The 13640-nt window shown below is 76.1% G+C and carries 11 protein-coding genes and 1 pseudogene; 4 read left to right on the plus strand and 8 right to left on the minus strand.

Annotated elements, in window-relative coordinates; translation table 11 throughout:
• Positions 1–119: 119 nt before the first annotated feature.
• From ACLQ2W_RS18995 to ACLQ2W_RS19010, 4 genes are all read right to left on the minus strand, one after another.
• Complete coding sequence (locus tag ACLQ2W_RS18995; RefSeq protein WP_425787584.1) at positions 120–1211, minus strand: MerR family transcriptional regulator; 1092 nt, start codon at positions 1209–1211, stop codon at positions 120–122.
• 90 nt (positions 1212–1301) lie between these two features.
• On the minus strand, positions 1302–2477 hold the full coding sequence (locus ACLQ2W_RS19000) for a saccharopine dehydrogenase family protein (RefSeq protein WP_425787585.1): 1176 nt from the start codon (positions 2475–2477) through the stop codon (positions 1302–1304).
• 29 nt (positions 2478–2506) lie between these two features.
• Entirely contained in the window at positions 2507–3643 is a 1137-nt protein-coding gene (locus tag ACLQ2W_RS19005; protein WP_425787586.1) for a zinc-binding dehydrogenase, read from the minus strand.
• A complete protein-coding gene (locus ACLQ2W_RS19010) occupies positions 3640–4086 on the minus strand; it encodes a hypothetical protein (protein ID WP_405090719.1) in 447 nt (148 codons plus the stop codon). The genes ACLQ2W_RS19005 and ACLQ2W_RS19010 overlap by 4 nt, the downstream gene beginning before the upstream one ends.
• Positions 4087–4248: 162 nt before the next feature.
• On the opposite strand from ACLQ2W_RS19010, the gene ACLQ2W_RS19015 reads away from it, so the two are divergent.
• Positions 4249–6948, plus strand: coding sequence for a LuxR C-terminal-related transcriptional regulator (locus ACLQ2W_RS19015; RefSeq protein WP_425787587.1), 2700 nt, complete (start codon positions 4249–4251; stop codon positions 6946–6948).
• A 19-nt stretch (positions 6949–6967) separates the two neighbouring features.
• Here the strand turns inward: ACLQ2W_RS19015 and ACLQ2W_RS19020 are convergent, their stop codons facing one another.
• The 3 genes and pseudogenes from ACLQ2W_RS19020 to ACLQ2W_RS19030 form a co-directional block, all read right to left on the minus strand.
• Entirely contained in the window at positions 6968–7519 is a 552-nt protein-coding gene (locus ACLQ2W_RS19020; protein ID WP_425787588.1) for a DsbA family protein, read from the minus strand.
• Positions 7516–8013 carry a redoxin domain-containing protein gene (locus ACLQ2W_RS19025; protein WP_405090716.1) on the minus strand — a complete coding sequence of 166 codons (498 nt, stop codon included), beginning with the start codon at positions 8011–8013 and terminating at the stop codon, positions 7516–7518. Before ACLQ2W_RS19025 ends, ACLQ2W_RS19020 begins: the two co-directional genes overlap by 4 nt.
• A 62-nt stretch (positions 8014–8075) precedes the next feature.
• Positions 8076–8525: pseudogene (locus ACLQ2W_RS19030) on the minus strand (BON domain-containing protein); the annotation flags it as partial.
• Positions 8526–8784: 259 nt separating this feature from the next.
• On the opposite strand from ACLQ2W_RS19030, the gene ACLQ2W_RS19035 reads away from it, so the two are divergent.
• On the plus strand, positions 8785–11541 hold the full coding sequence (locus tag ACLQ2W_RS19035; protein ID WP_425787589.1) for a cellulose binding domain-containing protein: 2757 nt from the start codon (positions 8785–8787) through the stop codon (positions 11539–11541).
• A 157-nt stretch (positions 11542–11698) separates the two neighbouring features.
• Here the strand turns inward: ACLQ2W_RS19035 and ACLQ2W_RS19040 are convergent, their stop codons facing one another.
• Positions 11699–12103, minus strand: coding sequence for a hypothetical protein (locus ACLQ2W_RS19040; protein ID WP_425787590.1), 405 nt, complete (start codon positions 12101–12103; stop codon positions 11699–11701).
• A 440-nt stretch (positions 12104–12543) separates the two neighbouring features.
• On the opposite strand from ACLQ2W_RS19040, the gene ACLQ2W_RS19045 reads away from it, so the two are divergent.
• Positions 12544–12903 carry an STAS domain-containing protein gene (locus ACLQ2W_RS19045; RefSeq protein WP_396755514.1) on the plus strand — a complete coding sequence of 120 codons (360 nt, stop codon included), beginning with the start codon at positions 12544–12546 and terminating at the stop codon, positions 12901–12903.
• A 62-nt stretch (positions 12904–12965) separates the two neighbouring features.
• Entirely contained in the window at positions 12966–13478 is a 513-nt protein-coding gene (locus ACLQ2W_RS19050) for an SRPBCC family protein (RefSeq protein ID WP_405090713.1), read from the plus strand.
• Positions 13479–13640 lie beyond the last annotated feature (162 nt).

Raw genomic sequence — 13640 nt, forward strand, 5'->3', positions numbered from 1 at the left:
CTGCTCGTACGCCTTTCGTCCGGGCCGTCAGGTGGAACCCACAGATGCTACCGTCGCGGCCCCGCCGGCCCGGCCCGGGCTCTCCCGCCCGGACCGGCCCGTCGTGCGCGACGAAGCGGTCAGAGGCGTACCGGCATGAGGACCGAGAACGCGTGCGCGTCGTCCGCCCGGCGTACCGCCAGCGGTGTGATCGGGCCGTCCAGCTCCAGCACGAGCTGGCTGCCGCCGGCGTCCAGCGCGTCGAGCAGGTACTCCCGGTTCAACCCGACCCGCAACCCACCGTCCGGGTCCCCGACGGCGGCCGGGTCGACCAGCCGCAGCTCGCCGCCGTGGTCCAGGCCGAGCGCGACCACCGGGTGCGCGACGCCGTCGTGCGTCTGGTGGCAGACCCGCACGTCGTCGGCGGTGAGCGCCGCGCGCAGCGCCGCGCCGTCCACCGGGATCCGGTACGCGGGCGCGGCCCCGAGCCGCGCGCCCAGCAGCCGGCGGTGGTCCGGGAAGTCGTACGGCAGCGGGGCGGTGGTCAGCGTGCGCCCGGCCACCGCGACCGTGACCCGGTCCGCGGCGACGACCACCTCCGCGCCCGCCCCGTCGCCGTCGAGCAGCGCGCGCAGCTCGTCGACCGCCGCCACCGGCACCAGCGCGCGCACCGGCGGGCCGTCGACGGTGGCGTCGACCCGGGCCACCGCCAGCCGGTGCCGGTCGGTGGCGACCAGGTGTACGCCGGCCGCCTCGACCTCCAGCAGCACGCCGGACAGGACCGGCAGGTCCGGGTCGGCGCCGACGGCGAAGCGTACGGCGTCCACGGCGGCGGCGAGGTCGGTGCGGGACAGCACGAGTCGGGTGGTCACGGTGGTCTCCTCCGGGTCGATCAGGCTACGGATCCGGGAGAGTTCGCGGCGCGCGTCGGCGAGGCCGTCCTCCAGCCGGCGCAGGTGCGCGTCCAGCAGGCGGTGCACCTCGGCCGGGTGACGCCGGTGCCGCAGCGCCTCGGCGATGCCGGCCAGCGGCATGCCCACCCGGCGCAGGCCGGCGACCAGGCGGGCCGGGCCGACCTGGTCGTCGGCGTACCAGCGGTAGCCGGTCACCGGGTCCACCCGGGCCGGCGTCAGCACGCCGGTGCGGTCGTAGAACCGCAACGCGCTGACCGTCAACCCGCTGGCCCGGGCCAGCTCACCGATGCTGCGAAGCTCGCTCTCCACGGCCGCCATCCTGTGCCCTGCACCAGGTCGAGGGTCAACGCCCGGGGTTGTTAAGAGGGGCCCCCGCCTCTACCGAAAGCGTTAAGAAGGGGCCCGGCCTTACGCCTTCAGCGTGCGGAATGTGATGCCGGCGCGGATCAGGCGGTCCAGCAGCGCGTCGCCCATCGCGGCGACCGGGGTGAGCTGGCCGGCGGTGTCGGGCAGCTCGTCGAAGGCCAGGCAGAGCGCCGACTCGGCGAGCATCTTGGCGGTCTCGTCGTAGCCGGGGTCGCCGCCGGCCACCTCGGTCACCACCCGCCGGCCGCCACCGGCGCCCACGAACCGCACCCGGAACCAGGACTTCGCCCGCTGCGCGGCACTCGGCCCCTGACCGGAGGCGAGCCGGCCGAGCAGCCAGCGCCGGGTCGGCGGCACCTTCACCAGCCCGACCACGCCGGCCAGGCCCACGCCGGCGACCAGCACGGTGGGCAGCCGCTTCAGCGCGGCGAAGTGCCGGTACCGGAAGTCCGGGCCGTACTCCGGGCGGGCCGCCGCCGACCGGCGGACGATCTGCGGGTCGATGGTGGGCAGCGGCACCGCCCACTGGCCGAACTCGCGGACCCGCCCGACCCGGCCGGGCACCGCCCGCACCCGCCGCCCGTCCGGCCGGGGCTCGACCGCCCGCCGGGCCTTCGCCGCCCGGCTCGTCTCACCGGTACGGGAGAACGCGGTCAGCGCCGAGTGGTACGTCCCGGCGGAGAACCGGCCGCCGGCCCGCACGTAGCCGTCCACCGTGACCGGCCCGTCCGTGGGGAGCTGCTTGACGGTGTACCAGACGCCGAGGTCGTGCGGGATCGAGTCGAAGCCGCACGCGTGCACCAGACGTGCCCCGGTGCGCACCGCCTCGGCGTGGTGCCGTACGTACATCAGGTCGACGAACTCCGGCTCGCCGGTGATGTCCAGGTAGTCGGTGCCGGCGGCGGCACACGCGGCCACCAGCGGCTCGCCGTGGTGCACGTACGGGCCGACGGTGGAGGCGACCACCCGGGCGCTCTCCGCCACGGCACGCAGCGACGCCGCGTCGGTGACGTCGGCGGTGAGCAGGGGCAGCTCGGCCAGGCCGCTGTCGATGGCGGCCAGCCGGTCGCGGACGGCCGCCAGCTTGGCCGGGTTGCGGCCGGCGAGCGCCCAGCGCAGCCGGTCCGGCGCGTGCCGGGCCAGGTACTCGGCGGTGAGGCCGCCGGTGAAGCCGGTGGCGCCGAACAGGACGAGGTCGTACGCGCGGTCTGCGGGCATCCGCCGAGTGTGCCACCCGCCGGCCCGACTCACGGCGTGAAGACCGCCCGGACGCAGCCGTCCGCCCGGTCCCGGAACAACGCGTACCCCTCGGCGGCCCGGTCCAGCGGCAGCCGGTGGGTGGCGAGGTGTTCGGTGACCAGCTCGTCCCGGGCCATCCGGTCCAGCAGCGCCGGGATGGCGTCCGGGCCGACCCGGGCGCCGCCGCGTACCGCCAGCCCTTTCTCGGTGACCGCGCCGAGCGGGAACCGGTCCACGAACGTCGCCCCGCCGGCGAGCACCACCACCGTGCCGCCCTTGCGGCAGGCGTGCACCGCCTCGCGCAGCGCCACCCCGGCGTCCGGTCCGCCGGCCGGCCAACGGGTCGGACCGGTCGGCGGGCCGGCCGCGTCGACGCACACGTCCGGCCCCCGGCCGCCGCTGCGTTCCCGCAGCTCGGCGAGGACGTCGACGGAGCGGTGGTCGAGTGGCTCGGCGCCGGTGTGCCGGGCCGCCATCCGCAGCCGGTCGGCGTGCTCGTCCACCACGATCACCCGGGCCGCGCCGCGGGCCACGGCCGCCGCCGCGGTGAGCTGTCCCACCGCGCCCGCGCCCCAGACCGCCACCACGTCCCCGGGGGCGACACCGGCCAGCTCGACGCCGTGCCAGCCGGCCGGCGCGGCGTCCGCGGCGAAGACCGCCCGGTCGTCGTCGACCCCGTCCGGTACGGCGAACGCGCCCACGTCGGCGTAGGGCACCCGGACGAACTCGGCGTGGCCGCCGGCGAAACCACCGAGGCGGGCCGGCCGGCCGTAGCACCCGGCGGCGGGCGCCCCCCACGCCGGCTCGGTGGCCACGTCGCTGGTCCCGTTGTCGCAGCAGGCCAGCAGCCCCTGCCGGCAGAACCAGCAGGCCCCGCAGGCGATCGCCGCGCCGACCACCACCCGGTCCGCGACCCGGTGCCGGCGTACCTCCGGACCGACCTCGACCACCTCGCCGACGAACTCGTGCCCGAGCACCTCGCCGGTGGCCGCCTCGGGCACCCGGCCGGCCAGCAGCGGCAGGTCACCGCCGTAGGTGGCGCTGCGCCGCACCCGGACGATCATGTCCTGGGCGTTGCGCAGCTCCGGGTCGGGGACCTGGCGCACGGCGAGCGCGTCCGTGCCCTCCCAGCACAGGGCCCTCACCCGGTCGCCTCCGATCCGGGTCGGCGGGGCCGCCGCGCCGCGGGGCGGTCCAGCGGCGAGCGGTCCGCCCGCAGCACCTCCCCGGTCTCCAGGAGCTGCCGGGTCTGCCGGAGCACCTGCCGCAGGTACCGGCCGGGGTCGTCGCCGACCAGGTGCGCGGCGAACCCGGCCAGCGCCGGTGTCCCGCCCAGCGGGCGGACCGCCAGTTCGGTGCCGCGCCCGCCGGGCGCCGGGCGGGCCCAGACCTCCACCGCGCCGTCGAGCCGGCGCAGCGGCTCGGGCCACCGCCCGCCCGGGAGCACCTGTTCGGGCCGTCCGGTCACGGTCACCACCTGCCAGCGCCCGGGCCGGGCCCCGGTCGCGGCCCGCCGTCGGTGGACGAGTGCCAGTGCGCCGGCCGCCAGGTCGCGTACGCCGTCGGCCAGCCGTCCGGTCCGGGTCACAGGCCCTCCCCGAGGTCGCGGTCACCCGGGCGGCCGGCGGTGCGCGGCCGGCCGTCCGCGTGTCCCCAGCGTGGCGGCGGCCCGGGTGACGCGGGTTCGCCCGGAAGGGGTGAACCGGCGCGGTCCGGGTAACCGCCCCCCGCACCGACGGGGGAGGGACGTATGCCGGAGCAGGTCGACCGGGTCCGCTTCGCCGCCGCGCCGACCGTGGCCGGTGGCCCGCCGTTGCTGGCGTCCCGGCTGGCGCCGCCCGCGCCGCCCGAGCCGCTGCTGCGGCGTCCCCGGCTGCTGGACCGGCTGGAGGGGGGCGCGGCGGGACCGGTCACCTTGCTTCTCGCCCCGGCCGGGTGGGGCAAGACGACGCTGCTGTCCGGTTGGGCGCGGGCGGAACGGGCGGGTCCGGCGCCGGTCTGGGTCTCCGTGGCGGAGGGCGACACCACCGAGCGGCTGTGGGCGTACCTGGCCGCGGCGTTGCGCACCGCCGTCGCCGGTGACCCGGGGGCGGACCCGCCGGTCCCGGTGGACCCGCCCCGGCCGGCGCAGCTCGAAGCGCTCGCCGCCGTGCTGGCCGCCCGCGAGCACCCGGTGCTGCTGGTCCTGGACGACCTGCACCGGGTGACCGACGCGCAGGCGTTGGCCGGGCTGGAGTTCCTGCTCCGGCACGGCGACGGGCGGCTCCGGCTGGTGGCCGGCGCGCGCCGGGAACCGCCGCTGGCCCTGCACCGGTGGCGGTTGGCCGGTGAGCTGACCGTGCTCGGCCCGGACGAGCTGGCGTTCACCGCCGACGAGGTGGCCGACCTGCTCGTCGCGTACGGCGTGCCGGTGCCGGCCGAGGCGGTGCCCAAGCTCGCCGAGCGGACCGCCGGCTGGCCGGCCGGGCTGCGCCTGGCCACCCTGGCGTTGGGCACCGACCCGGCGCGGGCCGTGGCGCACGTCGCCGGCGACCAGCCGGACATCGCCGCGTACCTGCGGGACGAGGTGCTCGCGCCGCTGGACCCGGCGGCGTGTGACGTGCTGCGCCGGAGCGCGGTGGCGGTCGCGGTCCGCGCCGACCTGGCCGCCGCGGTGACCGGGCGGGCCGACGCCGGACGCCTGCTGGCCGAGGCGGCCCGGGAGGGCGGCTTCGTCCAGCAGGACGGGGGCAGCCCGCCCTGGTACCGGCCGCACCCGCTGCTGGCCGACCTGCTCCGCGACGAGCTGGCCCGGCTGCCCGTTGGCGAGCTGGGCGAACTGCACCGGCGGGCGGCCGGCTGGTTCGCCGCGCACGACCGGCCGGCCGAGGCGCTGCGGCACGCGCTGGCGGCCGGCGAGTGGGCGGACGCCACCGAGCTGCTGGTCACCCGCTGGCCGGAACTGGTCCCGGACGAGCCGGCCCGGCCCGTCCCGCCGGCGCCGCCCGAGCCGCCGGCCGAGGCGGTACGCCGGGACCCGGAGCTGGCGTTGGCCGCGGCGGCCGAACGGGCGTACGCCGGGGATCCGGCCGCCGCCGAGGCGCTGCTGCGGCGCGCGGTCGGGCACGCGACGGACCTGCCGGCACCGCGCCGCGACCGGTTCCGCCGGCTGGCCACCGCGGTCGAGCTGAGCCTGGCCCGGCTCGCCGGGGACCACGCGGAGGTACGCCGTGCCGCCGACCGCCTGCTCGCCACCGCCCCGCACGACGACCCCGCCGGCCCGGACCTCGCCGACGTCGGGACCGTCGACGTCGACGACGTGCGGGCGGTGGCCGGGGCCGCGCACGGGCTGGTCGCGCTCGCCGAGGGGGACCTGCGGGAGGCGGGCGGGCGGTTCTCCGCGGCGCTCGTCGCGGCGCGCCGGGCCGGCCGGCCCCGTGTCGAGCTGCTCTGCGCCAGCCGGTCGGCGCTGCTGGAGGCGGCCCGGGGCGCGTTGCGTACCGCCGAGGAGCGCGCCCGGGCGGCCCTGTCGATGCCGCCCTGCCAGGGCTGGTCGTCGCGGTTGGACTGCGGCTACGCGTACCTGGCGTTGGCGTTGGTGGCCTGGCACCGGGACCGGCCGGCGGAGGCGGCGGCGCAGCTCGCGCTCGCCGGTCCGGCCGGCGCGGAGCCGGGCGGGGCGGCGCTGGCGGCGCTCTGCCGGGCCGGGCTGCTGGCCGACGGCGGGGAATCGGCCGCCGGGCTGCACACGCTCGCCGCGGCCCGGTCGGTCGCGCCCGGGCCCGAGCTGGGCGCGTGGCTGACCGCCGGCGAGGCCCAGCTCCGCGCCGCGGTGGGCGACCCGGGCGGGGCCCGCGCGCTGCTGGACGCGACCGGCGACGACTCCACCGATCCGGCGCTCGCGCTGGTCTCGGCCCGGCTGTGGCTGCGGGCCGGCGACGCCCGGGCGGCCGAGCGGGCGCTGCCGGACTGGACCGGGCCGGGCGCGGCGGGCTGGCCGCTGCCGGTCCGGCTGGGCGCGGGGCTGCTGGACGCGGTGCTGGCCGGGGCGGCCGGCGACGATCGGCGGGCCGGGCGGCTGCTGGAGGAGACGCTGGCGTTGGCCGAGCCGGACGGCTGCCGGCGCGTGTTCACCCGGGCCGAGCCGGGGGTACGCGACCTGCTCGCCGCCCACCTGGACTCCGGCACCGCGTACTGGGCGACCGTCAGCGACCTGGTCCGGGGCGTGGACGCGTCCGGGGCCGACGGGGCACCGGACAGCCCGGCGCGCGCGTTGGACGAGCCGCTCACCGAACGGGAGCTGACCATCCTGCGGTATCTCCAGAGCATCCTGACCAACGTGGAGATCGCCGCCGAGCTGTCGCTCTCGGTCAACACGGTGAAGACGCACGTGCGCAACGTCTACCGCAAGCTCGACGCGACCCGCCGGCGGGAGGCGGTCCGGCGGGCGCGCGAGCTGCGGCTGATCTGACCGGTCGCGGGCGGGCCGGTCAGGTGGGCGCGACGGCATCCACCACGGCCAGCAGCTCGGCCAGGTCGTAGCCGCCGTCGTGGCGGATGTCGTTGACGAAGAGCGTCGGCGTGCCGTTGACGCCGCTGCGGATGCCGCCCACGAAGTCCTGCCGGACCCGGTCGGCGTGGGTCTGCCGCCCCACCTCCGCGCCGAGTTCGTCCGGCGGCAGCCCGATCTGTTCGACGCCGAGCGACAGGTGCACCGGGTCGAGTTGGTCCTGGTGCTCGTAGAGCCAGTCGTGCATCTCCCAGAACCGGCCCCGCGCGCCGGCCGCCTCGGCGGTCTCCGCCGCGTTCTCCGCGTACGGGTGGACGTTGGTGATGGGGAAGTGGCGGTACACCAACCGCACCACGTCGGCCCGTTGGCGCAGCACCTCGGCCAGGTTCGGGTAGGCGGCGCCGCAGAACCGGCACTGGAAGTCGCCGTACTCGACGACGGTGACCGGGGCGTCGGCCGGACCGCGGACGTGGTCCCGGTCGCTGACCGGGACCCGCAGCCGGGCGGTGGTGACCTGCAACGGGGTGGTCATCGCGCGCTCACCCGCCGGTCGGTGCCGAGCTGCTCCAGGGCGTCGAGGATGCCGTCCACGCCCGGGTTCACCTCGGGCGGGGAGAGGTGACTCCAGGCCACCCGGCCGTCCGGGTCGATCACCACGAGCGCCCGGTCCGACTGCCCGCGCGGGGCGTACGCGCCGTAGCGGCGGGACACCTCGCCCTTCGGTTCGAAGTCGGCGAGCAGCGGGAACCGGATGCCCCGGCTCTGCGCGAACGCCCGGTGCGAGTCGACGCTGTCCACCGAGATGCCCAGCAGCACCGCGTCGTACCGTTCCAGCTCGGGCAGCGCCGCCTGGTAGAGCGCCATCTGGTCACCGCACACCGGCGTCCAGTCGGCCGGGTAGAAGGCCAGCACGACCGGCCGGCCACGGAACTGCCCGGGGCCCACCTCCCGCGCGTCGGGCGACGCCGGCAGCGTGAACCCGGGCGCGGTCTGCCCGGGCGTGATCAGCCCGTTCGGATCACTCATACCGTCCACCCTGCCGGGCGTCCGGGTGAGCCGGGCTCACCCGGGCCGGGTGGTTCGGTTCACGGCCGCACCGTGATCCCGTTGCTCAGTCCGCGTACGCCGGTGAGCCGGGCGACCGACCGCTCGGCGGCCCGCCGCTGGTACTCCCACTCGACCTCGCCGTACAGCGTGACCCAGCCGTCGGCGACGGTCACCCGCAGCGCCCCGACCGGCAGGAACGCGTCCCACTCCAACGCCCGGACGGCCGCGAGCGCGAGCCCCGCGTCGTCCCGGCCGGCGCCGGCGGGGACGGTCGGGACGGCGAGGTCGTCGGCGACCGCGCGGACCCTTGCGACCCGGTGCGTGGCCCGTTCGGCGGCCCACCGCGCGGCGGGGTCGTCCACCGCGCCGGTCAGCGTCACCACGCCGCCGTCGACGGTCACCCCGATCCCGTCGAAGCCGGCCCGGGCCAGTTCGTCGCGTACCGCGGACCGGATCTCCCGGTCGGTACGCGTCATCGTCCCGGTGGTCATCCGGTTCTCCTTCCGGTGGGTGGTCGGCGCGCGGGGCGGTCCCCGCACCCTGCGATCCTGCGCGCGACCGGGTGATCCGACCCCACCCGGAACGGGTGACGTGGGAGCGCTTCCATGGCGCGGTTGATCGGCGTACGCTGAGGGTCCCTCGGCTGCGGGAGCCAGTACGCCGACGGGGAGCCCGGGCAGCTCCCCTCCTCGAAGCGCCACCCCCTGCTCCCGTTCCCCGCCCCCAAGGGCAACCGAGAGGATCCGCCCCATGCGCAGAAAACTCGCCGGCCTGGCGGCCGTCGCGCTGGCCGCCACCGTGGCGACCGTCGTCGTGCCGCTCGTCGCCACCGGCGTACCCCCGGCCGCCGCCGCGGCCGCCGAGCCGTACACCTGGAAGAACGTCCGGATCGACGGCGGTGGCTTCGTCCCCGGCATCGTCTTCAACCCGACCGAGAAGAACCTGATCTACGCGCGGACCGACATCGGCGGCGCGTACCGCTGGGAGCAGGCCACCCGGTCGTGGACGCCGCTGCTGGACTGGGTCGGCGCGGACCGGTGGGGCTGGAACGGGGTGGTCAGCCTCGCCACCGACCCGGTGCAGACCAACCGGGTGTACGCGGCGGTCGGCATGTACACCAACGACTGGGACCCGAACCACGGGGCGATCCTGCGCTCGACCGACAAGGGCGCCACCTGGCAGGCGACCGAGCTGCCGTTCAAGAACGGCGGCAACATGCCCGGCCGGGGCATGGGCGAGCGGCTGGCGGTCGACCCGAACCGCAACAGCGTGCTCTACTACGGCGCCGAGGGCGGCAACGGCCTGTGGCGCAGCACCGACTACGGCGCGACCTGGGCCAAGGTCGCCAACTTCCCGAACGTGGGCAACTACCGGGCCGACCCGAACGACAGCAGCGGCTACCAGAGCCAGAACCAGGGCCTCACCTGGGTCAGCTTCGACAAGGGCACCGGCACGGCCGGCACCGCCACGAAGACCATCTACGTCGGGGTGGCGGACAAGCAGAACCCGGTCTACCGCAGCACCGACGCCGGCGCGACCTGGGAACGGATCCCCGGCCAGCCCACCGGCTACCTCGCGCACAAGGGCGTGGTCGACCCGGTCGGCGGCTTCCTCTACCTCGCCACCAGCGACACCGGCGGCCCGTACGACGGCGGCAAGGGCGACGTGTGGAAGTTCAACCGGGCCACCGGCGCGTGGACGCAGATCAGCCCGGTGCCGTCGTCGAGCGGCGACGCGTACTTCGGCTACTCCGGGCTGACCATCGACCGTCAGCACCCGAACACGCTGATGGTCGCCACCCAGGTCTCCTGGTGGCCGGACGCGATCTTCTGGCGCAGCACCGACGGCGGCGCGACCTGGACCCGGATCTGGGAGTTCACCAGCTATCCGAACCGGAGCAAGAAGTACACGATGGACGTCAGCTCGGTGCCGTGGCTGACGTTCGGCACCAATCCGGCGCCGCCGGAGGAGTCCCCGAAGCTGGGCTGGATGAACGAGTCGCTGGAGATCGACCCGTTCGACAGTGACCGGATGATGTACGGCACCGGCGCGACGATCTACGGCACCACCGGCCTGACGAAGTGGGACACCGGCGGCACGTTCACCATCACGCCGATGGTGAAGGGGCTGGAGGAGACCGCCGTGCTCGACCTGATCAGCCCGCCGTCGGGCGCGCCGCTGATCAGCGGTCTCGGCGACATCGGCGGTTTCCGTCACACCGACCTCGCGGCGGTGCCGCCGATGATGTTCACCCAGCCGGGCTTCACCAGCACCACCAGCCTCGACTACGCGGAGACCAAGCCGGCGGTCATGGTCCGGGCCGGTAACTTCACCGACGCCGACCGCCCCAACGACAGCCACGTGGCGTTCTCCACCGACGGCGGCGCGAACTGGTTCCAGGGCACCGAGCCCGGCGGGATCAACAACGGCGGCACGGTGGCCGCGTCCGCCGACGGCAGCCAGTTCGTCTGGTCGCCCGGCGACGCCGGCCAGCAGGTGGTCCGTTCGGTCGGCTTCGGCAACTCGTGGACCGCCGCCACCGGCATCCCGGCCAACGCCGTCGTCGAGTCCGACCGGGTCAACCCGAACAAGTTCTACGGTGTCAGCGCCGGGAAGTTCTACGTCAGCACCAACGGCGGGGCGGCGTTCACCGCCACCGCGGCGACCGGCCTGCCCACCACCGGCGTCAAGTTCAAGGCGCTACCAGGCGTCGAGGGCGACGTCTGGCTGGCCGGCGAGGGTGGCCTCTGGCACTCCACCAACTCCGGCGCGAGCTTCACGAAGCTGACCGGCGTCTCCACGGCGGTGAACGTCGGCTTCGGCAAGGCGGCGCCCGGGAAGACGTACCCGGCGTTGTTCACCGTCGGCACGGTGAACGGCACGCACGGGGTCCACCGTTCCGACGACGCGGGCGCGACCTGGGTCCGGATCAACGACGACCAGCACCAGTACGGCAACGCGGGCGAGGCGCTCACCGGCGACCCGCGCGTCTGGGGCCGGGTCTACCTGGGCACCAACGGCCGGGGCATCCTGGTCGCCGACCGCCTCGGCGGCACGCCCACGCCCACGCCGACGTCGGCGAGCCCCACCCCGACCGGCCCGTCGCCCACCCCGACGAGCCCGTCGCCGACGCCGACCAGTCCGACCCCGACGCCGACGGGCCCGTCACCGACGCCGACGTCACCGACCCCGACGCCGACCGGACGCGGCTGCGCCGCCACCTACGCGGTGACGAACTCCTGGCCCGGCGGCTTCCAGGGCGAGGTGACGGTGCGCAACTCCGGCACCACGCCGATCGCCGGCTGGACGCTGACCTGGACCTATCCGGACGGTCAGCGGATCGCCCAGCTCTGGAGCGGGACGTACACGCAGACCGGCTCGGCGGTCACGGTGACCGACGCCGGCTGGAACGGCAACGTCGGCGTCGGCGCGTCGACCACAGTCGGCTTCACCGGCACCGCCCCCAACGGCAACCGGACACCGACCGTCTCCTGCGCCGCGCGCTGACCGGCTCCGCGGGCGGCACCACGAGATGACCATGAGGTTGGCCGGACTGGACAGCGCTCTTCCGCCCGTCAACCTCATTATCACCGGAGCCCGCTGACGCAACGGTGGCCGTCCCCCTCGTCGGGGGACGGCCACCGTTCGTCGTGTGCGGGTGCGGTCAGCTGTCCAGGCCGGCGGGGGAGTTGGGACGGTCGACGTCGACGAACTCGATCTCGTCGCCGGCACGCTCCCGGCTGCCGGCGGCGCGGGCGGCGGTGCCGGCGGCCCAGCCGATCGCCGCGCCGGCCAGGGCCGCCGCGATCAGCAGCGTCCACGGCAGCGCGGGCCGGCGGCCGGCGAGCGCCTCGAAGGCGAGGCCGGCCCGGCGGCGCGCCTCGTCGGCGGCGGAGCCGACCAGGTCGGTGGCCTCGTCGGCCAGGCCGGAGGAGCTGCGGCGCGCGACGCGGGTGGCGTCCCGCACGCTGTCACCGGCGGTGCCGACCGCGTCGAGCAGGTGCTGCCAGGCCTGGTCCGCGACCCGCTCGGGCTTGCTGCGGCGGTCCAACAGGCTGGATCCGAACATCGTTCTACCTCCTCGGGTGCCGAAGCCCGGCGGCCACGTCGGACTCCGGTGGTCATCCGGCGCGTCACGGTTCACTTCCGAGGGCAGTGCCCCGCCCGCTCCCGCGCCAAACCCCGCCCGCTCCGTCAGTCGAGCGGTGGGGAAACGGACGGGGTGGGCGGAATCACCCGTACGCGCCGGGGACCGGGTGTCCCGGTGGGATGCGCCGGCCCGCTACCCTGGGTCGGCGGATCGGCCGACCCGGTCCGGTCGTTCGGCCGGTCACTGGTCCGCGTCGAAGCGGAAATCGGAACCCGGAGGTGCGGTTTGGGCTCGCCCAGGTGTGCCCAGTCCGCGAATTGCTCATCCCGGGGGGTGGCGACCGGGGCCGTTGGAGGAATACTCTCGGTCGCGGCCCGCGTACTGATGAGGCGCCCGTTGGGGCGAGTGGAGGTGCTCGCGTGAGCCTGTCGATCGTGAAATCGGTGCGTCCGGGTGGTGTCGTCCAGATCGCGCCCCGTGGGGAGATCGACGTCGACACCGCGTACGAGGTGCGGGAAGCGATCGCCGAGGTGCTGGCCAAGGCGCGTCCCGTCCGGATCGAGCTGAACATGCGGCTCGTCACGTTCATCGACTCGGTCGGCATCAGCGCCATGGTCGCCGGCTTCCAGACCTGCGAGGTCAGCGGCGTCAAGCTGGTGGTCACCGAGCCGAGCCGGTTCGTGCACCGGCAGCTCTGGGTGACCGGCCTGCTCGGTCTCTTCGGTGCGCCGGAGCCCTGGTTCGCCGACGACGCCCCCGAGGTGCTCCCCGGCGCCTGAGCGCCACCCGCCCGCACCGATCCTGCGTCCGGCCCCTCGCCGGCCGGGGGACCTTCGACCCGTTGCCAGGTCGGCCCCGGTACGGGACGATCGTCCGGACCCACGACGGCGAGGGGGACGGGTTGCAGAGCAGCGACAGCTTCAGCTACACCGTGCAGGCCCGGTGCAGCCGGGCGGACGCGGTGGCCCTGCTCGGCGACCTGAGCCGGCAGGGCGAGCTGCATCCGCTGATCGTGCGGGTCCGGCAGTTGCCGCCCCGGCCGGGCGCGCTGGCCAGCTTCGCGATCACCGACCGGCTGGAGCTCGGTCCGCTGCACTTCCCGGTCACCTACCAGGCGGACGTGCTGGTCGCCACCGAGGACGAGGTGGTCACCGTCGCCCGGCAGCAGCCGGCCACGACGGTGCGCAACCACACCCGGCTGCGCGACGAGCCCGACGGGGTGGTGCGGATCGACGTGGAGATCACGCTCACCGCGCCGGCGCCGCTGTTCGGTTACGCGTTCCGCCAGGCACGGGCCGCTCACCTGGGCCTCGCCGCCCGCCTCGGCGCGACGCTGGAGGGCCGGCCCGCCTGATCCGCCCCACGGCTCCCGGGCCAGCGCGGCGGCCGGCGGGGAGAGTCGTCTCATGTCCCGATCGTCGCCCCGTCGCGCGGCCCACGTCGTGGGCCCGGCGCCCCCCCCCCCGGGGAGGCGGGGGGGGGGGGGGTCGGTGCCGGGAGGCGGGGCGATGCCGGT

This window comes from Micromonospora sp. DT227, from assembly GCF_049841835.1.
Classification (GTDB): Bacteria; Actinomycetota; Actinomycetes; order Mycobacteriales; family Micromonosporaceae; genus Micromonospora.

Bases quoted from the DNA above. Each gene is read 5' to 3' on its own strand.
- ACLQ2W_RS19020 (WP_425787588.1), bottom strand. From the start codon at position 7,519: ATGACCACCCCGTTGCAGGTCACCACCGCCCGGCTGCGGGTCCCGGTC.
- ACLQ2W_RS19040 (WP_425787590.1), bottom strand. From the start codon at position 12,103: ATGTTCGGATCCAGCCTGTTGGACCGCCGCAGCAAGCCCGAGCGGGTC.
- ACLQ2W_RS18995 (WP_425787584.1), bottom strand. From the start codon at position 1,211: ATGGCGGCCGTGGAGAGCGAGCTTCGCAGCATCGGTGAGCTGGCCCGG.
- ACLQ2W_RS19035 (WP_425787589.1), top strand. From the start codon at position 8,785: ATGCGCAGAAAACTCGCCGGCCTGGCGGCCGTCGCGCTGGCCGCCACC.
- ACLQ2W_RS19025 (WP_405090716.1), bottom strand. From the start codon at position 8,013: ATGAGTGATCCGAACGGGCTGATCACGCCCGGGCAGACCGCGCCCGGG.
- ACLQ2W_RS19000 (WP_425787585.1), bottom strand. From the start codon at position 2,477: ATGCCCGCAGACCGCGCGTACGACCTCGTCCTGTTCGGCGCCACCGGC.
- ACLQ2W_RS19015 (WP_425787587.1), top strand. From the start codon at position 4,249: ATGCCGGAGCAGGTCGACCGGGTCCGCTTCGCCGCCGCGCCGACCGTG.